The 13758-nt window shown below is 71.3% G+C and carries 12 protein-coding genes; 3 read left to right on the forward strand and 9 right to left on the reverse strand.

Annotation, left to right across the window (positions count from 1 at the left end; genetic code table 11):
* The first annotated feature begins 256 nt into the window (after positions 1–256).
* Positions 257–925 carry a response regulator gene (locus ACQPZA_RS27165; RefSeq protein WP_433275021.1) on the forward strand — a complete coding sequence of 223 codons (669 nt, stop codon included), beginning with the start codon at positions 257–259 and terminating at the stop codon, positions 923–925.
* 23 nt (positions 926–948) lie between these two features.
* Here ACQPZA_RS27165 and purU read toward each other — a convergent pair whose 3' ends face one another.
* From purU to ACQPZA_RS27185, 4 genes are read right to left on the reverse strand one after another with little or no spacing between them, the layout of a single operon-like run.
* Positions 949–1821 carry a formyltetrahydrofolate deformylase gene (gene purU, locus ACQPZA_RS27170; RefSeq protein ID WP_433275022.1) on the reverse strand — a complete coding sequence of 291 codons (873 nt, stop codon included), beginning with the start codon at positions 1819–1821 and terminating at the stop codon, positions 949–951.
* On the reverse strand, positions 1818–2783 hold the full coding sequence (locus ACQPZA_RS27175) for a bifunctional 5,10-methylenetetrahydrofolate dehydrogenase/5,10-methenyltetrahydrofolate cyclohydrolase (RefSeq protein ID WP_433275023.1): 966 nt from the start codon (positions 2781–2783) through the stop codon (positions 1818–1820). Before ACQPZA_RS27175 ends, purU begins: the two co-directional genes overlap by 4 nt.
* 51 nt (positions 2784–2834) lie before the next feature.
* The gene (locus ACQPZA_RS27180) at positions 2835–3701 is read right to left on the reverse strand and encodes a methylenetetrahydrofolate reductase (RefSeq protein WP_433275024.1); all 867 of its coding nucleotides are present in this window, start codon (positions 3699–3701) and stop codon (positions 2835–2837) included.
* A gap of 8 nt (positions 3702–3709) precedes the next feature.
* A complete protein-coding gene (locus ACQPZA_RS27185; RefSeq protein WP_433275025.1) occupies positions 3710–5071 on the reverse strand; it encodes an aminomethyl transferase family protein in 1362 nt (453 codons plus the stop codon).
* 347 nt (positions 5072–5418) lie between these two features.
* On the opposite strand from ACQPZA_RS27185, the gene pabB reads away from it, so the two are divergent.
* Positions 5419–7230: an aminodeoxychorismate synthase component I gene (pabB, locus tag ACQPZA_RS27190; RefSeq protein ID WP_433275026.1), complete on the forward strand. Its 1812-nt coding sequence runs from the start codon at positions 5419–5421 to the stop codon at positions 7228–7230.
* Here pabB and folP read toward each other — a convergent pair.
* From folP to ACQPZA_RS27205, 3 genes are read right to left on the reverse strand one after another with little or no spacing between them, the layout of a single operon-like run.
* Positions 7190–8086: a dihydropteroate synthase gene (gene folP, locus ACQPZA_RS27195; RefSeq protein ID WP_433275027.1), complete on the reverse strand. Its 897-nt coding sequence runs from the start codon at positions 8084–8086 to the stop codon at positions 7190–7192. The genes pabB and folP overlap by 41 nt on opposite strands.
* Positions 8087–8123: 37 nt before the next feature.
* Positions 8124–8981 (reverse strand): class III extradiol dioxygenase subunit beta, encoded by an 858-nt coding sequence (locus tag ACQPZA_RS27200; RefSeq protein ID WP_433275028.1) that lies wholly within the window; start codon positions 8979–8981, stop codon positions 8124–8126.
* Positions 8974–9333: a protocatechuate 3,4-dioxygenase gene (locus tag ACQPZA_RS27205; protein ID WP_433275029.1), complete on the reverse strand. Its 360-nt coding sequence runs from the start codon at positions 9331–9333 to the stop codon at positions 8974–8976. Before ACQPZA_RS27205 ends, ACQPZA_RS27200 begins: the two co-directional genes overlap by 8 nt.
* A 271-nt stretch (positions 9334–9604) precedes the next feature.
* Here ACQPZA_RS27205 and ligM point away from each other — a divergent pair, with 271 nt between their 5' ends.
* The gene (gene ligM, locus ACQPZA_RS27210) at positions 9605–11005 is read left to right on the forward strand and encodes a vanillate/3-O-methylgallate O-demethylase (protein WP_433275030.1); all 1401 of its coding nucleotides are present in this window, start codon (positions 9605–9607) and stop codon (positions 11003–11005) included.
* A gap of 61 nt (positions 11006–11066) precedes the next feature.
* Here the strand turns inward: ligM and ACQPZA_RS27215 are convergent, their stop codons facing one another.
* Together ACQPZA_RS27215 and ACQPZA_RS27220 are read right to left on the reverse strand one after the other, a co-directional pair.
* On the reverse strand, positions 11067–11768 hold the full coding sequence (locus ACQPZA_RS27215) for a response regulator (RefSeq protein ID WP_433275031.1): 702 nt from the start codon (positions 11766–11768) through the stop codon (positions 11067–11069).
* On the reverse strand, positions 11765–13378 hold the full coding sequence (locus tag ACQPZA_RS27220) for an ATP-binding protein (protein ID WP_433275032.1): 1614 nt from the start codon (positions 13376–13378) through the stop codon (positions 11765–11767). The genes ACQPZA_RS27215 and ACQPZA_RS27220 overlap by 4 nt, the downstream gene beginning before the upstream one ends.
* Positions 13379–13758: the final 380 nt, after the last annotated feature.

Genomic DNA, 13758 nt, shown 5'->3' on the forward strand with positions numbered 1-13758 from the left:
TTCCGCCCGGTGTTCGAGGAGCCGGCCGCAAGGCCGGGACGAATGACGTAGGCGCGTCGGGACATGCCTCCGGACGGGCCCGGTCATTCGCGAGTTACCCCGCACCCCCCGCGTCTCTAGCGTCGTTGTCGCCGCCACCGCGCAGGCGCGGTGGCGTGAGACTGCCCGTGGCCCGCTCCCCCGACCGGGGCCGGAGGGACGGCCCCCGCGCCCCTCCGGCCCCTCCCGTCCCACGTCCAGAGAGAAGGACCCGGCGATGACCACACCGTCGCGAGCGCGGATCGGGGTACTCGTCGTGGACGACCACGCCGTGGTCCGGCGCGGCGTCGCCGCCTACCTGGAGGTGCTCGACGACGTCAGCGTCGTCGGTGAGGCCGTGGACGGCGAGGACGCGCTGTCGGTGCTCTCCGACCTCTCGGCGCACGGGCGGCTGCCCGATGTGGTGCTGACGGACCTGCAGATGCCGCGGCTCGACGGGGTGGCGGCCACCAGGGAGATCGGGTTGCGCTTCCCCGAGGTCCGGGTGGTCGTCCTGACCAGCTTCGGGGAGAGCGAACGCGTCCACGCGGCGTTGAAGCAGGGCGCTGCGGGCTACCTGCTCAAGGACGCCGGACCGGACGAGGTCGCCGCCGCGCTGCACGCCGCCGCCCGGGGCGAGGTCTTCCTGGACGTCACGGTGGCCCGCCGGCTGACCGACGAGCTCCGGACGCCCCGCATCGGGCTCGGGTCGCTGACGACACGGGAGCGGGAGATCCTGGTGCTCGTGGCGGACGGGCTGTCGAACAGGGAGATCGCGGACCGTCTGATGATCAGAGAGCGCACCGCCCGCACCCACGTCAGCAACCTGCTGGGCAAGCTCGGCCTCACCTCGCGGACCCAGGCGGCGCTCGTCGCGGTGCGGGAGGGCCTGGCCGAAGCGCGCTGACGGGACGGTCGCGTCGGGGAAGGTCACTGGAAGACGACGGTCCGGTTGCCGATCACCGCGATGCGGTTCTCGGTGTGCCAGCGGACCGCCCTGGCGAGCGCGCGGCTCTCCGCCTCGCGGCCGCGGGCCGCGAGCTGGTCGGGGCTCAGCGAGTGGTCGACCCTGATCAGCTCCTGCTCGATGATCGGGCCCTCGTCGAGGTCGGCGGTGACGTAGTGGGCGGTCGCACCGATGAACTTCACGCCGCGGGCGTGCGCCTGGTGGTAGGGCTTGGCGCCCTTGAAGCTCGGCAGCATCGAGTGGTGGATGTTGATGGCCTTGCCCTCGAGCTGCGTGCACAGGTCGTTCGAGAGGATCTGCATGTAGCGGGCCAGCACCACGAGATCGACGTGCTCCGTGCGCACCAACCCGAGCAGAGCGGCCTCGGCCTCCGCCTTGGTGTCCTTCGTGACCGGGATGTGCCTGAAGGGGACCCCGAAACTGTCGGCGATGCGGCCGAGGTCGGGGTGGTTCGACACCACGGCGACCACGTCGAGGTTCAGCTCGCCGATGGAGTTGCGGAACAGCAGGTCGTTGAGGCAGTGGGCGAACTTGCTGACCATGATCACCACGCGCTGGCGCCGGGCGGCGTCGGCGAGCTCCCAGGTCATGTCGAAGGTCTCGGCCAGCCGCGCGACGCGCTGCCCGAGGCCGTCGAGATCGAGCGGCGAGCCGTCGACGTGGGCGAACTCGACGCGCATGAAGAAGTTGCCGCTCGTCGCGCTGCCGAACTGCTGGCTCTGGACGATGGTGCACCTCTCCTGCACGAGCAGTCCGGTGACCGCGTGCACGACGCCCGGTACGTCCGGGCAGGACAGGAGCAGGGCGCCGTGCTGGGCGCCGGGCGGCGGGGTCATGACGCCTCCTGGAGCGTGGGGGCGGGTCGAGCAGTGGGCAGGGATGGCCGGGCCTCGTCGGTCGGATGGCCGGCGAGCAGCCGCGCCGCGGTGACCGTGTTGCGGAGCAGCCAGACGTCGGTCACGGGACCGACCCCACCGGGGACCGGGGTGATGGCGCGGACGCGGGGAGCGACGGAGGCGTGGTCGACGTCGCCGACCATGTGCACCCTGCCGTCGGCGCCCGCGGCCGGGTTGATGCCTACGTCGATCACCACGGCGTTCTCGCTGACGTGCTCGGCCTTGATCAGGCCGGCCTTGCCCGCCGCGACGATCAGGACGTCCGCCCAGCGGGTGTGCCTGCCGATCCCGGTGGTCCGGTCGGCCCATTCGTCGACCGACACGACGGTCGCCTGCCGCTCGTAGCCCAGCGAGATCGCCGGCTTGCCCACGTTGTTGGACCGGCCGACGACGACGATCAACGACCGGTGGTAGAAGTCCGCCCGGTCCTCCCCCACGGAGTCGAGCCAGGTGTCGAGGAGGTGGAAGCACGAGGCCGCGGTGGACGGCACGAAGCGCGGCACACCGAGGGCGAGCAGTCCGGCGTTCTCCGGGTGCACCGCCTCGATGTCCTTGCGGGGCTCGATCGCCCGGAAGACCGCGGTCTCGTCGATGTGGGGGGGCAACGGACGGAGTACCAGGATTCCGGACACGCCGGGATCGGCGTTGAGCTCGGAGATCCTCGCCATCACCTGGTCCTGCCCGGCGTCCGCGGGGAGGACCTGCGGCGAGTAGGCCACGCCGAGCTCGTCCGCGAGTCGGTGCAACCGCCGCTCGTAGGCGGCCGAGCCGTACTCCTCGCCGACCACGACGGTGGCCAGGCCGATTCCGAGCCCCTCACCGCGGAGACCGGCCACGTCCGCCTCGAGGCTCTGCTTGAGGGCGCGGGCGCACGCGCGCCCGTCGATGACCTGGACACTCATCGGTGATGAACTCCTCGGGTGGTACCTCCCACGAACCGGCGCGGGGAGGGATCAGGACAGCCTGGCGAGCCAGCGCTGCCGCCATGACTCCGTGCTCTCCAGGTCGTTGAACGTGAAGACGTGGAAGCCCTGCAGGTTGTTGTCCGACTCGGCGAAGGCGGGAACGAGCCGCTCGACCAGCTTGTCGGGGCTGTACCCGCCGGGCAGGAAGAAGCGCCAGAACATGTTCTGCTGCTTCTTGAGGAACTTCGCCGACTGACCGAGGCCGAGGCCGGCGGAGATCCGGATCAGCTTCTGACGGCTGACGGCGCCGGGAATGCCGACCCGGATGGGCAGGTCCACTCCGTCGGAGTGCACCTTGCGCGCCCAGCGGATCGTCGTGTTCCCGTCGAAGCACAGCTGGGTGATCACCTGTGTGGCGTGCGGAGCCTTGGCCTTGAGGGCCTGCTCGATCAGCTCGTCGCTGATGGTGCCGTGGCCCTCGGGGTAGCCGCCGACCCCGACGGTCGAGAACGGGTGCCCGATCTCCTCCAGCGCCTCCAGCAGGCTCAGGGCGTCGGGATACTTCCCGGTCTCCCGCGCGTCCCCACCGATCACGAAGACGCTGTCGGCGCCCGCCTCGCGCAGCCGCGCGACGATGTCCGTGAGGTGGGCGCGGTCCTCGACCTGGCGGGCAGCCAGGTGGGGCGCCGCCCGGTAGCCGTGCTCACAGAGGTTGACGGCAAGATCGACGGTCGGGCCGAGCCCCTTCGCCTCGGTCGTGGTCACCGTGAGGGGCACGTTCGTGGGCACGTGATCGAGCACCTTCTCCTCGGTGCTCGCGAACGGGAGGATCTCGTAGGTCGCGGCGCGCAGGGCGGCGGCGACAGCCTGCCGGGCGGTCCTGGCCGCCGGGTTCGAGTTCTGCTGGTTCGCCACCGGCGCCATCACCTGCGCCGGTAGCTGGTGCGCGCGAACTGGACGAAGGGCACCGGCGCAACGGTCGCGCGGATCGGCCAGGTCCGGTGCTCCTCGACCTGCGGTTTCGCGGAGTTCGGCTCCTCGCCCCAGACGACGGTGACCTCGGTGCCGGGCTCGGCGTGCTCCGTGGCGATGGTCGCCAGCGAGACCATGGCGCGTTCGTTGGCGATGTAGCCGCAGTCGAGCGAGATGCCGATCTGCTCGCCGTTCACCAGGACCTTGTCCTCCTGGTGCAGCGCGTACCGGATCTTCGGCAGGTCGAAGTACTTCGCGCCGAGGCCCTTGCCCAGCAGCGACCCGATCGCCGCGGTGACGTCGTCGTTGTTCCAGACCAGCGTGACCTTGGTCCGCGGCGGGTTCTTCGCCAGCTCCTCGAGGGCCGCGCGCCCGACGAACTCGTGGTCGAACTTGACGTTGCGGGCGTAGCCGATGTCGTACGGGGTCAGGTAGTAGTCCGTGATGTCGTCCGAGTCGACGCTGCCGCCGATCGCACCGACCGCGGAGGCGGGGAGCCACTCGCGATACTCCTGGAGCAGCGGGTCGTCCCCGAAGATCGCCGGGAGCGGCGCCGGGACCCAGCCCGACTCGAGGTTGGCGGTGGAGTACGCCTTCGCACCCGCTCGGACCAGGCCGTGGCCCGTGCCGGCCGCCAGCAGCGCCGCGAGGACGGCCTCGCCGTCGGCCCACGGTCCGAACAGCTCGAACCCGGGCTGACCGGCCATGCCGTGGCGCAGCCCACGCACCGTGTGCCCGGCGATGCCGAAGTCCGCCATGTTGAAGAACTTGGTCTCCGGCAGCGCGGTACCGGTGGCCTGTTCGAGCACTGCGGCCGCGCTCGGGCCCTGCAGCTCGTAGCGGTAGAACTTCGGTGGCCCGGACGTGCGGACGGCCGAGTTCTCGTCCCGCTCGGCGACGACCCGGTAGTCCCCGCGCTCGAGGTGGAACAGCACCCAGTCGATCGCCATGGGGTGACCGACGAGGTCGAACAGCTCGTCGTCGAGGTGGAAGAGGATGGCGTCGCCGATCAGCCGGCCGCCCGGGTCGACCGCGACGAACTGCTTCGCCTTGTTGACGCCGAAGCCGGCGAAGGAGTTCACGGCGAGGTCGCTGAGGAGCCTCAGCGCGTCCGGGCCCTCGAGGAACAGGTCCGTCATGTGGTGCGACTGGTCGAGCAGGGCGCAGGTCTCGGCCCAGGCGCGCTGCTCGGAGCGCCAGTTGGTGAACTCCGGAGCGACGGGGAACGTGTGGGCGCGAGCCGCGGTGTTGCGCAGCAGATCGACCGGGTTCCCGACGCGGGCGATGGCCGCAGCAAGACTCTCGGAGGTCATGATCGTGTGCGAACCTTTCCTCGGGGCCGTGATGCCGGGAGCACCGCCTGCGAAGCCACCTCTGCGGGGCCCCCGGGCCGGGTTCCGGACCTCCTACGACGCTAGAAAGACGCTCGTCACCAGGGATGACGCGAATGACTGGAGCCGTATTGGCGTGCTGTCTCGGCCGGTCCAGGACAACTGACGTAGACGCTCCGCAGAGGTGACCTCCTACGTCGGATGACGGCGTCGCGGACGCGACGGACGGCCGGGCATCGACGGACCGACCGCCGATCCGCCCGGTCACGGGCGCGGGGCACGATCGCTGGTGCTGCGGCATCCGCAGACCGCCCGCGGAAGGACGACACATGCTCGGCGCACCGGAGCCCTGGGGGCGGTTCGACGATCTGATCAGTGGCACCGCCGTGCGGTTCACCGGCGTCCGTCGGGTCCTCGTGGCTGACCGACTCGACGAGGTCGTGCCGGTACTGGACGAGGTGGACCGGGTGACCCGCGCGGGGCAGTGGGCCTTCGGCTTCGTGGCCTACGAGGCGGCGTCGGGCCTCGATCCCGGCCTGACCACCCATGCCCCGGGCGAAGGCCTCCCCCTGGTCTGGTTCGGCGTCGTCGACCGCCCGGAGGACGTGGCGGTGCTGAACCCGGCCGGTCCCGCGGTTCCCGACCTGCGGTGGGTGGGCGAGTGGGGCCCCGACGCCCACCGCACAGCCGTGGAGCGGGTTCGCGACCGGATCGCCGCGGGTGAGACCTACCAGTGCAACCTCACGACCCGGATGCACGCCGCAGCGCCCGGGGGCCTCGACCCCGCCGACCTGTACCGCGAGCTCGTCCACGGTCAGCGCGGTGCGCACAACGCCTACCTGGACCTGGGCCGGTTCGTCGTGGCGAGCGCAAGCCCCGAACTGTTCCTCGAGCGGCGCGGCGACCGGATCCTGATGCGCCCCATGAAGGGGACCGCCGGCCGCGGGCGCACCACGGCCGAGGACGAGGCCGCCGTCGCGCGGCTGCAGGGCAGCGAGAAGGAACGCGCCGAGAACGTCATGATCGTCGACCTGGTCCGCAACGATCTGGGCCGCGTCGCCGTTCCCGGCAGTGTGACGGTGTCGCGTCTGTTCACCGCCGAGCGCTACGAGACCGTCCACCAGCTCACCTCGGACGTCACCGCGCAGGTACGCCCGGACGTCGCGTTGACGGACCTGTTCCGCGCCCTCTTCCCGTGCGGTTCGGTCACCGGCGCGCCGAAGGCCCGCACCATGGAGCTGATCCGCGAGCTCGAGAGCGGACCGCGGGGGGTGTACTGCGGGGCCGTCGGGATCGTCGGTCCGCCGAGCGCCGAGGTGCGGGCGCGGTTCTCCGTGGCGATCCGCACCGTGCTCCTGGACCGCACGCGGCAGCAGCTGGGCTACGGCACCGGGGGCGGGATCACCTGGAGCTCCCGGCCGGCCGCGGAGTACGCCGAGGTCCGGGCCAAGGCACGGGTGCTCGACGCACGCCACGACGACTTCCACCTGCTGGAGACCCTCCACCACGACTCCGCCCGGGGACTGCGCCACCTCGACGCCCACCTCGCCCGGATGGCGGACTCCGCGCACTACTTCGGGTTCTCGTTCGACCAGGCCGCGGCGCGCGCCGTACTGGACGACCGGCTCCGCGAGGTCGGCGAGGCCCGCGTCAGGCTGCGCTGTCGCCGCGACGGGACCCTCGGCGTCGATGTGTTCGACCCGCCTCTCCCCCTCGGCCGTCCCGTCCGGCTCGTCGTCGACCCGGAGCCGATCGACACCACCGGGTGCTGGTCGCGTCACAAGACGAGCAGGCGCGACCCGTACGACACGCGACTGCGCCGCCACCCCGGGGCGGACGACGTCGTCATCGTCAACGAGCGCGGCGAGGTCACCGAGACCTGCACGGCGAACGTGGCGGTCCGCCTCGACGGACGGTGGTGGACCCCGCCGCTGGGGAGCGGCTGCCTGCCCGGCGTCGAGCGTGCGCACCTGCTCGCTGCGGGCCGCCTGCGTGAGCGCGTCCTGCGCCTGGAGGACCTCGCCCGGGCCGAGGGGCTGGCCCTGCTCAACTCGCTGCGCGGATGGCGACCGGCGCACCTCGTCACGGGCAGCGCCGTCGCTACGGGCGCGGCCCGCGACCACCTGGTACGGGAGAGCTGAGCCCGACCCGGTCCACGACCCCCACCGCGTCCGCGGACGCAGCGACGTCGTGGACCCGGACCCCCCACGCCCCCGCCTGGGCGGCGAGCACGGTGGTGGCGACGGTTACCGCGTCGCGCTCGTGAGCGGGGCCGCCGGCCCTCGTCCCCCCGAGGGCCTCGGCCAGGAAACGCTTTCTGGAGGAGCCGACGAGGACGGGGAAGCCCAGGGCGACCAGCTCGCCGAGCTGGGCGAGCAACGTCCAGTTGTGCTCGGCGCGCTTGGCGAACCCGAAGCCGGGATCGAGGATCAGCCGCTCGGGCGCGACCCCGGCCTCGACCGCGTCGTCCACCCGCATCAGGAGCTCGGTGGTGACGTCGCGGACGACGTCGTCGTAGACGGCCGCGGAGTACATGTCCCGGCTGGCGCCCCGTGAGTGGTTCAGCACCCACGGCACCCCCGCCGCCGCGACGACACCGGCCATCGCGGGATCGTGCAGACCGCCGCTGACGTCGTTGACCAGGACCGCCCCCGCGCCGACGGCGGCCTCCGCCACCGCCGCCCGCGTGGTGTCGATGCTGACCGCGATCCCGGCCGCAGCCAGCTGCTCGACCACCGGAACGACCCGGCGCAGCTCGTCGCCGACCTCGACGCGCTCCGCACCGGGCCGGGTCGACTCGCCACCGACGTCGACGTAGTCGGCTCCCGCATCCCACATGAACCTGCCGTGGGCCACGGCCGCCGCCGTGTGGTCGTAGAGACCGCCGTCGGAGAACGAGTCGGGCGTGACGTTGAGAACGCCCATCACCAGGCACCGACCGGCGCGGGGCACCGCGCCCCGTGGGGCCGAGGCCCGGCAGGGCGTGTCGATCGTCATCAGCTGCTCCTCGCGGCTACGCCCGGCCGGGCGGCGTTCAGGCGGGCTGGGCGACCCGGTTGTCGAACAGGGCGAGTCCGGCGGCGGTGTTGGACGCCGGGACGTGGTAGGCCGAGTGGACCTTGCGGACCTGCTTGCGGAGAGCGCCCCGCATGACGAGCCACATGATCAGCTCGATCCCCTCGGACCCCGCCTGGCGGATGAGCTCCTCCCGGCTCAGCGACGCGAGCTTCTCCGGGTCGTTCTCGATCGCATCGAGGAACATGTGGTCGAACGTCGGGTTGATGAAGCCCGCCCGGGCGCCCGCGAGCTGGTGGGACATGCCGCCGGTGCCGAGGATGCCGACCGTCCCCGCGCCCTGGTAGCTCGCGATCGCCCGGCCGAGGGCCTGGCCCAGGGCGTAGCAGCGGGCAGCGGTCGGCTGCGGGTAGCGGATGACGTTGACCATGATCGGGATGACCGGGCACGGCCAGGCGTCGCCCGGCTCCGGCGTCCACACCGACAGCGGCACGGTGAACCCGTGGTCGACGTCGAGCTCCTGGAAGACGGTCAGGTCGAAGCCCTCGTCCACCAGGTTCTCCAGCAGATGGAAGGACAGGTCGGGATCGCCGACGACGTCCGGGACGGCGCGCCGGCCGAAGCCCTCGTCCGCGACGCGGTACGTCTCGGCGGTGCCGATCGCGAAGGTCGGCACGATGTCGAGGTCGACGCCGTTGGCGTGGTCGTTGTAGACCAGGATCGCGACGTCAGGGGTGTTCCGGGCCAGCCATTCCCGGGCGGGCCGATAGCCCTCGAACAGCGGCGCCCACACCGGCTGGTCGGTCATCCCGCGGTCCATCGCGGCGCCGATCGACGGGACGTGCGAGGTCGCCAGACCCCAGATCACCTCAGACATCGGTGCGCCCTCCTGCCAGCATCGCGGCCTTGAAGTCGTCCTCGGACATCCCGGTGAACACACCGCCGAGGTACTGCATGGAGCGTCCGTCCATCATGGCGAGCTTGTAGATGTAGAAGATGCTGCCTCCCAGGTCGAGCATCGCCTGCCAGTCGCGCTGCAGGATGGCGGTCGTCTGCTCGTCGGAGAGCCGGAACCGCGCGCAGTAGGCGGACTCGTCGGCCAGGAACTCCGTGCGGGCACCCGCGTCGGTCAGCGACATGAACAGCTTGTTCATGTTGTGCCCACGTCGGCTGGTCGGGCCGTCGAAGACGTAGGTTCCCGGCAGGTCCGGCCTGCTCTGGCTGGTCATGTGAGGCTCCCTCGGTCGGGCCGCGTGGACGCTCCGACGACGATATATACGTCCGACGCTAGGGCCGTGGCTCGTTCGGGCCATCGCGCTGTTGTCGTGACTCGCCGTACGTCGCATGACGTAGTGCGACCGGCCGGTCCCGGCCGCTCGTCTCGCGCCATTCCACGGTGCCGCCGGGCATCGCCGAATCCGTAGCGTGAGCCACGATGGCCGTCGACCCCACGTCTGGCCGTGCATCAGCGCAGAACACGCAGACCGAGAACGGTGGCAGATGAGCGCCAAGAACCTTCAGGAATTGCTGGACGAGTCCGGGAACACCGTCGAGTTGCTGCGCAACTCCAAGCTCGGCGCCTACATCTACCCGGTCGTGCCCGCCGAGTTCACCAACTTCCGCCGCGAAGTGATCGCCTGGCAGAAGACCGCGGTGCTGTTCGACCAGTCGCACCACATGACCAACCTGTGGGTGTCGGGCCCCGACGCCCTCAAGCTCTTCACCGACACCGGCATCAACAGCACCGCGAAGTTCCCGGTCGACTCGGCCAAGCAGTTCGTCCCGGTCTCCCCCGAGGGCGGTGTGATCGGGGACGGCATCCTGTTCCGGCTCGCCGAGGAGGAGTTCGTCTTCGTCGGCCGCGCGCCGGTGGCCAACTGGCTGCAGTTCCAGGGGAGCACGGGCTACAACCTCGACATCCGCCTCGACGACCGCTCCCCGTCCCGCCCATACGGGAAGCAGGTCACCCGTGACGTGTGGCGCTTCCAGATCCAGGGCCCGCGCGCCTGGGAGGTCATCGAGAAGGTCAACGGCGGCACCGTCGAGCAGGTCAAGTTCTTCAGGATGGGCTACCTCAATGTCGCGGGCGAGCGCGTCCGCACGTTGCGCCACGGCATGGCGGGAGCGCCCGGCCTGGAGATCTGGGGCCCGTACGAGACCTACGACAAGGTCCGCGAGGCCATCCTCGAGGCCGGCCGCGAGTTCGGCCTGGAGCCGGCCGGGGCCCGCGCCTACTCCTGCAACACGCTCGAGTCCGGCTGGATCCCCTCGCCGCTGCCCGCCATCTACACCGCCGAGGAACTGCGCCCCTACCGCGAGTGGTTGGGCGCCACCAGCTACGAGGCCATCAACGCCCTCGCCGGCAGCTTCGTCTCGGACAGGATCGAGGACTACTACCTCAACCCGTGGGAGCTCGGCTACGGCGGATTCGTGAAGTTCGACCACGACTTCATCGGTCGCAGCGCCCTCGAGGCCGTCGACCCGGCGACCCAACGCCGCAAGGTCACGCTGGAGTGGAACGCCGAGGACGTCGCCACGCTGCTCGCATCGCCGGTCTCCGAGGCCCCCGGCTACCAGTTCTTCGACCTGCCCAACGCCAACTACGGCTCGTCGAACTTCGATGCGGTGAAGGACGGGGACGGCAACACCGTCGGCCTCTCGATGTTCACCGGCTACAGCGCCAACGAGCGCAAGGCGCTCTCGCTGGCCACGATCAACCCGGACGTCCCGCTGGGCGCCGAGGTCCGGGTCATCTGGGGTGAGCCGAACGGCGGCTCCGAGAAGACCACCGTCCAGCCGCACGAGCAGTTCCCGGTCCGCGCGATCGTGAGCCCCGCGCCCTACACCGCCATGGCGCGTGACACCTACCAGCCCGGATGGCGCACCGCCGCCACCGTCTGATCCGGAACCCGGCGACGCCGGCCCCGGTCCGAGGTCGGCGTCGCCGCGTGTCCGGGACGCCTCAGCTCTGCGGCGGGACCAGCCCCGCCCGGACGGCCACCAACGCCGCCTGGGTCCGGGAGGTCAGCTGGAGCTTGCGCAGGACGTTGCTGACGTGCGTTCGCGCGGTGCGCTCACTGATCACCAGTTCGTCGGCGATCTTCTGGTTCGACCGTCCCGAAGCGACGAGGACCAGGACGTCGCGCTCCCGGGTGGTCAGCGCGCCGATCCCGGTCGGTGGAGAGACGATCTCCTGGGTGAGCCGGCGGGCGACGGCCGGGTCGAGGAACACGTCGCCGCGCGCGGCCACCCGGATCGCCGTGATGACCTCGGGCGGTTCGGCGTCCTTGAGCAGGTACCCGGAGGCCCCGTTCGCGAGGGCGGCGTGGACGCGTTCCATCTCGCCGAAGCTGGTCAGCACGACGACCCGCACCCCCGGGAAGCACTCGGTGATGCGTGCGGTCGCGGCAGCGCCGTCCATCTTCGGCATGAGCAGGTCGATCAGGACGACGTCGGGGAGCTCCCCGTGGGCGGCCATCGCCTCGAGCCTGTCGAGGGCCTCCTGGCCGTCGCCGGCCTCCGCCACGACCTGCAGGTCGTCGAGTACCTCGAGGTAGGCGCGGATACCCCGGCGCACGACCGCATGGTCGTCCACGATGAGCACCCGCACCTGTTCCCGGCCCTCCTGGCTGCGCGCCGCGCTCGAACCGCTGGGCGCGTTCATGACGTGCTGACCTCGGACCCCGTGTCGCTGATGCGGTCCGGCGCCGCCCAGGCCCGAGGCAGCGGCACGACCGCCCGCACCGAGGTCCCGCCGACCGCGCGGGACCGGACCCGGACGGTCCCGCCCCAGCGCGCCGCGCGTTCGCGCATGCTGGTGAGTCCGTAGCCGCCGCCCGCCTCGCGGCCGCCTTCCGCCCGGGCCTTTCGGATCCCGCGACCGTCGTCGGCGACGGAGACCGTCAACGCGTGCTCACGGATCCCGATGCGGATCGTCACGTGACCTGCCTCGGCGTGCTTGACGACGTTGTGGATGGCCTCGGCCACGATGCGGTAGACGTCCTCGGCCATGTCCGGCGGGACCTCGTCGACGGTGCGCCGGACGCTGAGGCTGAACCGCAGCCCGGTCCGGTTGGTCGTGCTCTCCGCCAGTGCCCGCACGGCCTCCGCCAGGCCGAGCCGGGTCGACAACGACGGTCGCAGCTCGTGCACCATCGTCCGAAGGTCCTCCAGTACGGTCTTCGCGAGCAGCCCGACCTCGTCCGCGACCCGCCGCACGCTCTCCGCGGGGACGCTCGCCCCTCGCGCGGCGAGGACCTCCATCGACTTGGCCTGCATTCCGATGGAGAACACCTGCTGGACGATCGAGTCGTGCAGGTCGCGCGCGAGCCGCCGGCGCTCCTCGCGGCGGGCGAGCTCCCGCTCGTTCTGCAGGAGCGAGGCGTAGTCGATCGCCACGGCGGCCTGCTCGGCCATGGCCAGCAGGAACTCCAGGTTGCGCTGCCCGACCACCTGGCCCGGCGCGAAGAAGGCGTTGAGGATCCCCGCCGACCGACCCCGGATGACGAGAGGGACGCTGGCGAACCAGCCCCAGCCGGGCTCGGAGAGGTAGTCGTGCATCGGCTCCCACGAGGGGTCGCCCTGGATCATGTCCCAGCGGTCCGGGACCACGATGGGTTCGCGGCGCTCGAACGCCTCGATCATCTCCAGGGTGGCGCCGCGTTCCCGGCACTGCATGAGCCGCTCGAAGAAGTCCGGCCAGCGTCGGAAGCCTGCCGAACCCATGATCTGCAGACCGGCACCCGACTCGTCGAGGGTGAGGATGTGCACTCCCGCCAGCGCATCGGTCTGGAGGACCTCACGCGCCAGTGCGTCCAGGGTCGCGGTGATCGAGCCCTCCGACGCCATTTTCACCGACGAGCGGGCGATGGCCGCGACCCGGCGCTGGCGATGCCGCTCGGCTCCGACGTCGCGGAAGGCGACGACGGTCCGGCCGGGCGCCTGCGGGAGCGGACGGGTCCGGTACGCGAACTCCCGGTGCACCCCGGCCGCGGGCGCCCAGGTGCAGATCTGTTCGGTGGCGCCGTCGTCGAGCAGCCCCAGTGAGTCGGCGGAGAACCCCGAGGCGAGCTCGAACGGTGCCCGCATCCCGATCAGGTCGTCGACCGGGCGGGCACAGAGCACCACCGCCGCACTGTTGAGCTGGACGAACAGACCGTCCTCGTCGACCACGGCCAGGCCGTCCGGTGCGTTGGCGGCAAGCTCCGACAGGTCGATCGCAGGGTGCGGACCGCCGCGGGTGGCCGGAGGTGCGCTGCCGGACGTGCCGGACATCCGGCCTCCTTTCCTGTCCCCGACCTGTTCCTCTCCCCCCTGCAGAACTCGAATCTACGTCCTCCGTCTCGGGCCCGAAGGGCCGGCTTGCCGAGTGTGGCCGGTCGCTCGTCAGGCGCTCGACCGCTGCCACCGGTCAGGGGAAGTCGGGTGAGTGTGCGGCGGCAACGGGGCGACTCGGGGGCGGAGGGTGGGCGACTCGCGGGGAGCGGCACCCGTGATCGCCACGAAACCCCCGATTCGTCCTGGGAAGGGCGAGTGCGCGGACCTCGGAACGATCTTCGCGGCGAACCGCACCGGTGATCGCTACGTCCGAGCGGATCCGCGAAGCGAGACCGGTTCGCCGTGAAGCAGGAACACACTGCCGACGAGCCCCTCGC

The sequence above is a fragment of the Pseudonocardia xinjiangensis genome (assembly GCF_050948425.1).
GTDB lineage: Bacteria > Actinomycetota > Actinomycetes > Mycobacteriales > Pseudonocardiaceae > Pseudonocardia > Pseudonocardia xinjiangensis.

Coding starts and splice junctions, on each gene's coding strand:
- ACQPZA_RS27165 (WP_433275021.1), top strand. CDS start 257: ATGACCACACCGTCGCGAGCGCGGATCGGGGTACTCGTCGTGGACGAC.
- pabB (WP_433275026.1), top strand. CDS start 5,419: ATGCTCGGCGCACCGGAGCCCTGGGGGCGGTTCGACGATCTGATCAGT.
- ACQPZA_RS27185 (WP_433275025.1), bottom strand. CDS start 5,071: ATGACCTCCGAGAGTCTTGCTGCGGCCATCGCCCGCGTCGGGAACCCG.
- purU (WP_433275022.1), bottom strand. CDS start 1,821: ATGACCCCGCCGCCCGGCGCCCAGCACGGCGCCCTGCTCCTGTCCTGC.
- ligM (WP_433275030.1), top strand. CDS start 9,605: ATGAGCGCCAAGAACCTTCAGGAATTGCTGGACGAGTCCGGGAACACC.
- ACQPZA_RS27205 (WP_433275029.1), bottom strand. CDS start 9,333: ATGACCAGCCAGAGCAGGCCGGACCTGCCGGGAACCTACGTCTTCGAC.
- ACQPZA_RS27175 (WP_433275023.1), bottom strand. CDS start 2,783: ATGAGTGTCCAGGTCATCGACGGGCGCGCGTGCGCCCGCGCCCTCAAG.
- ACQPZA_RS27200 (WP_433275028.1), bottom strand. CDS start 8,981: ATGTCTGAGGTGATCTGGGGTCTGGCGACCTCGCACGTCCCGTCGATC.
- ACQPZA_RS27215 (WP_433275031.1), bottom strand. CDS start 11,768: ATGAACGCGCCCAGCGGTTCGAGCGCGGCGCGCAGCCAGGAGGGCCGG.
- folP (WP_433275027.1), bottom strand. CDS start 8,086: ATGACGATCGACACGCCCTGCCGGGCCTCGGCCCCACGGGGCGCGGTG.
- ACQPZA_RS27220 (WP_433275032.1), bottom strand. CDS start 13,378: ATGTCCGGCACGTCCGGCAGCGCACCTCCGGCCACCCGCGGCGGTCCG.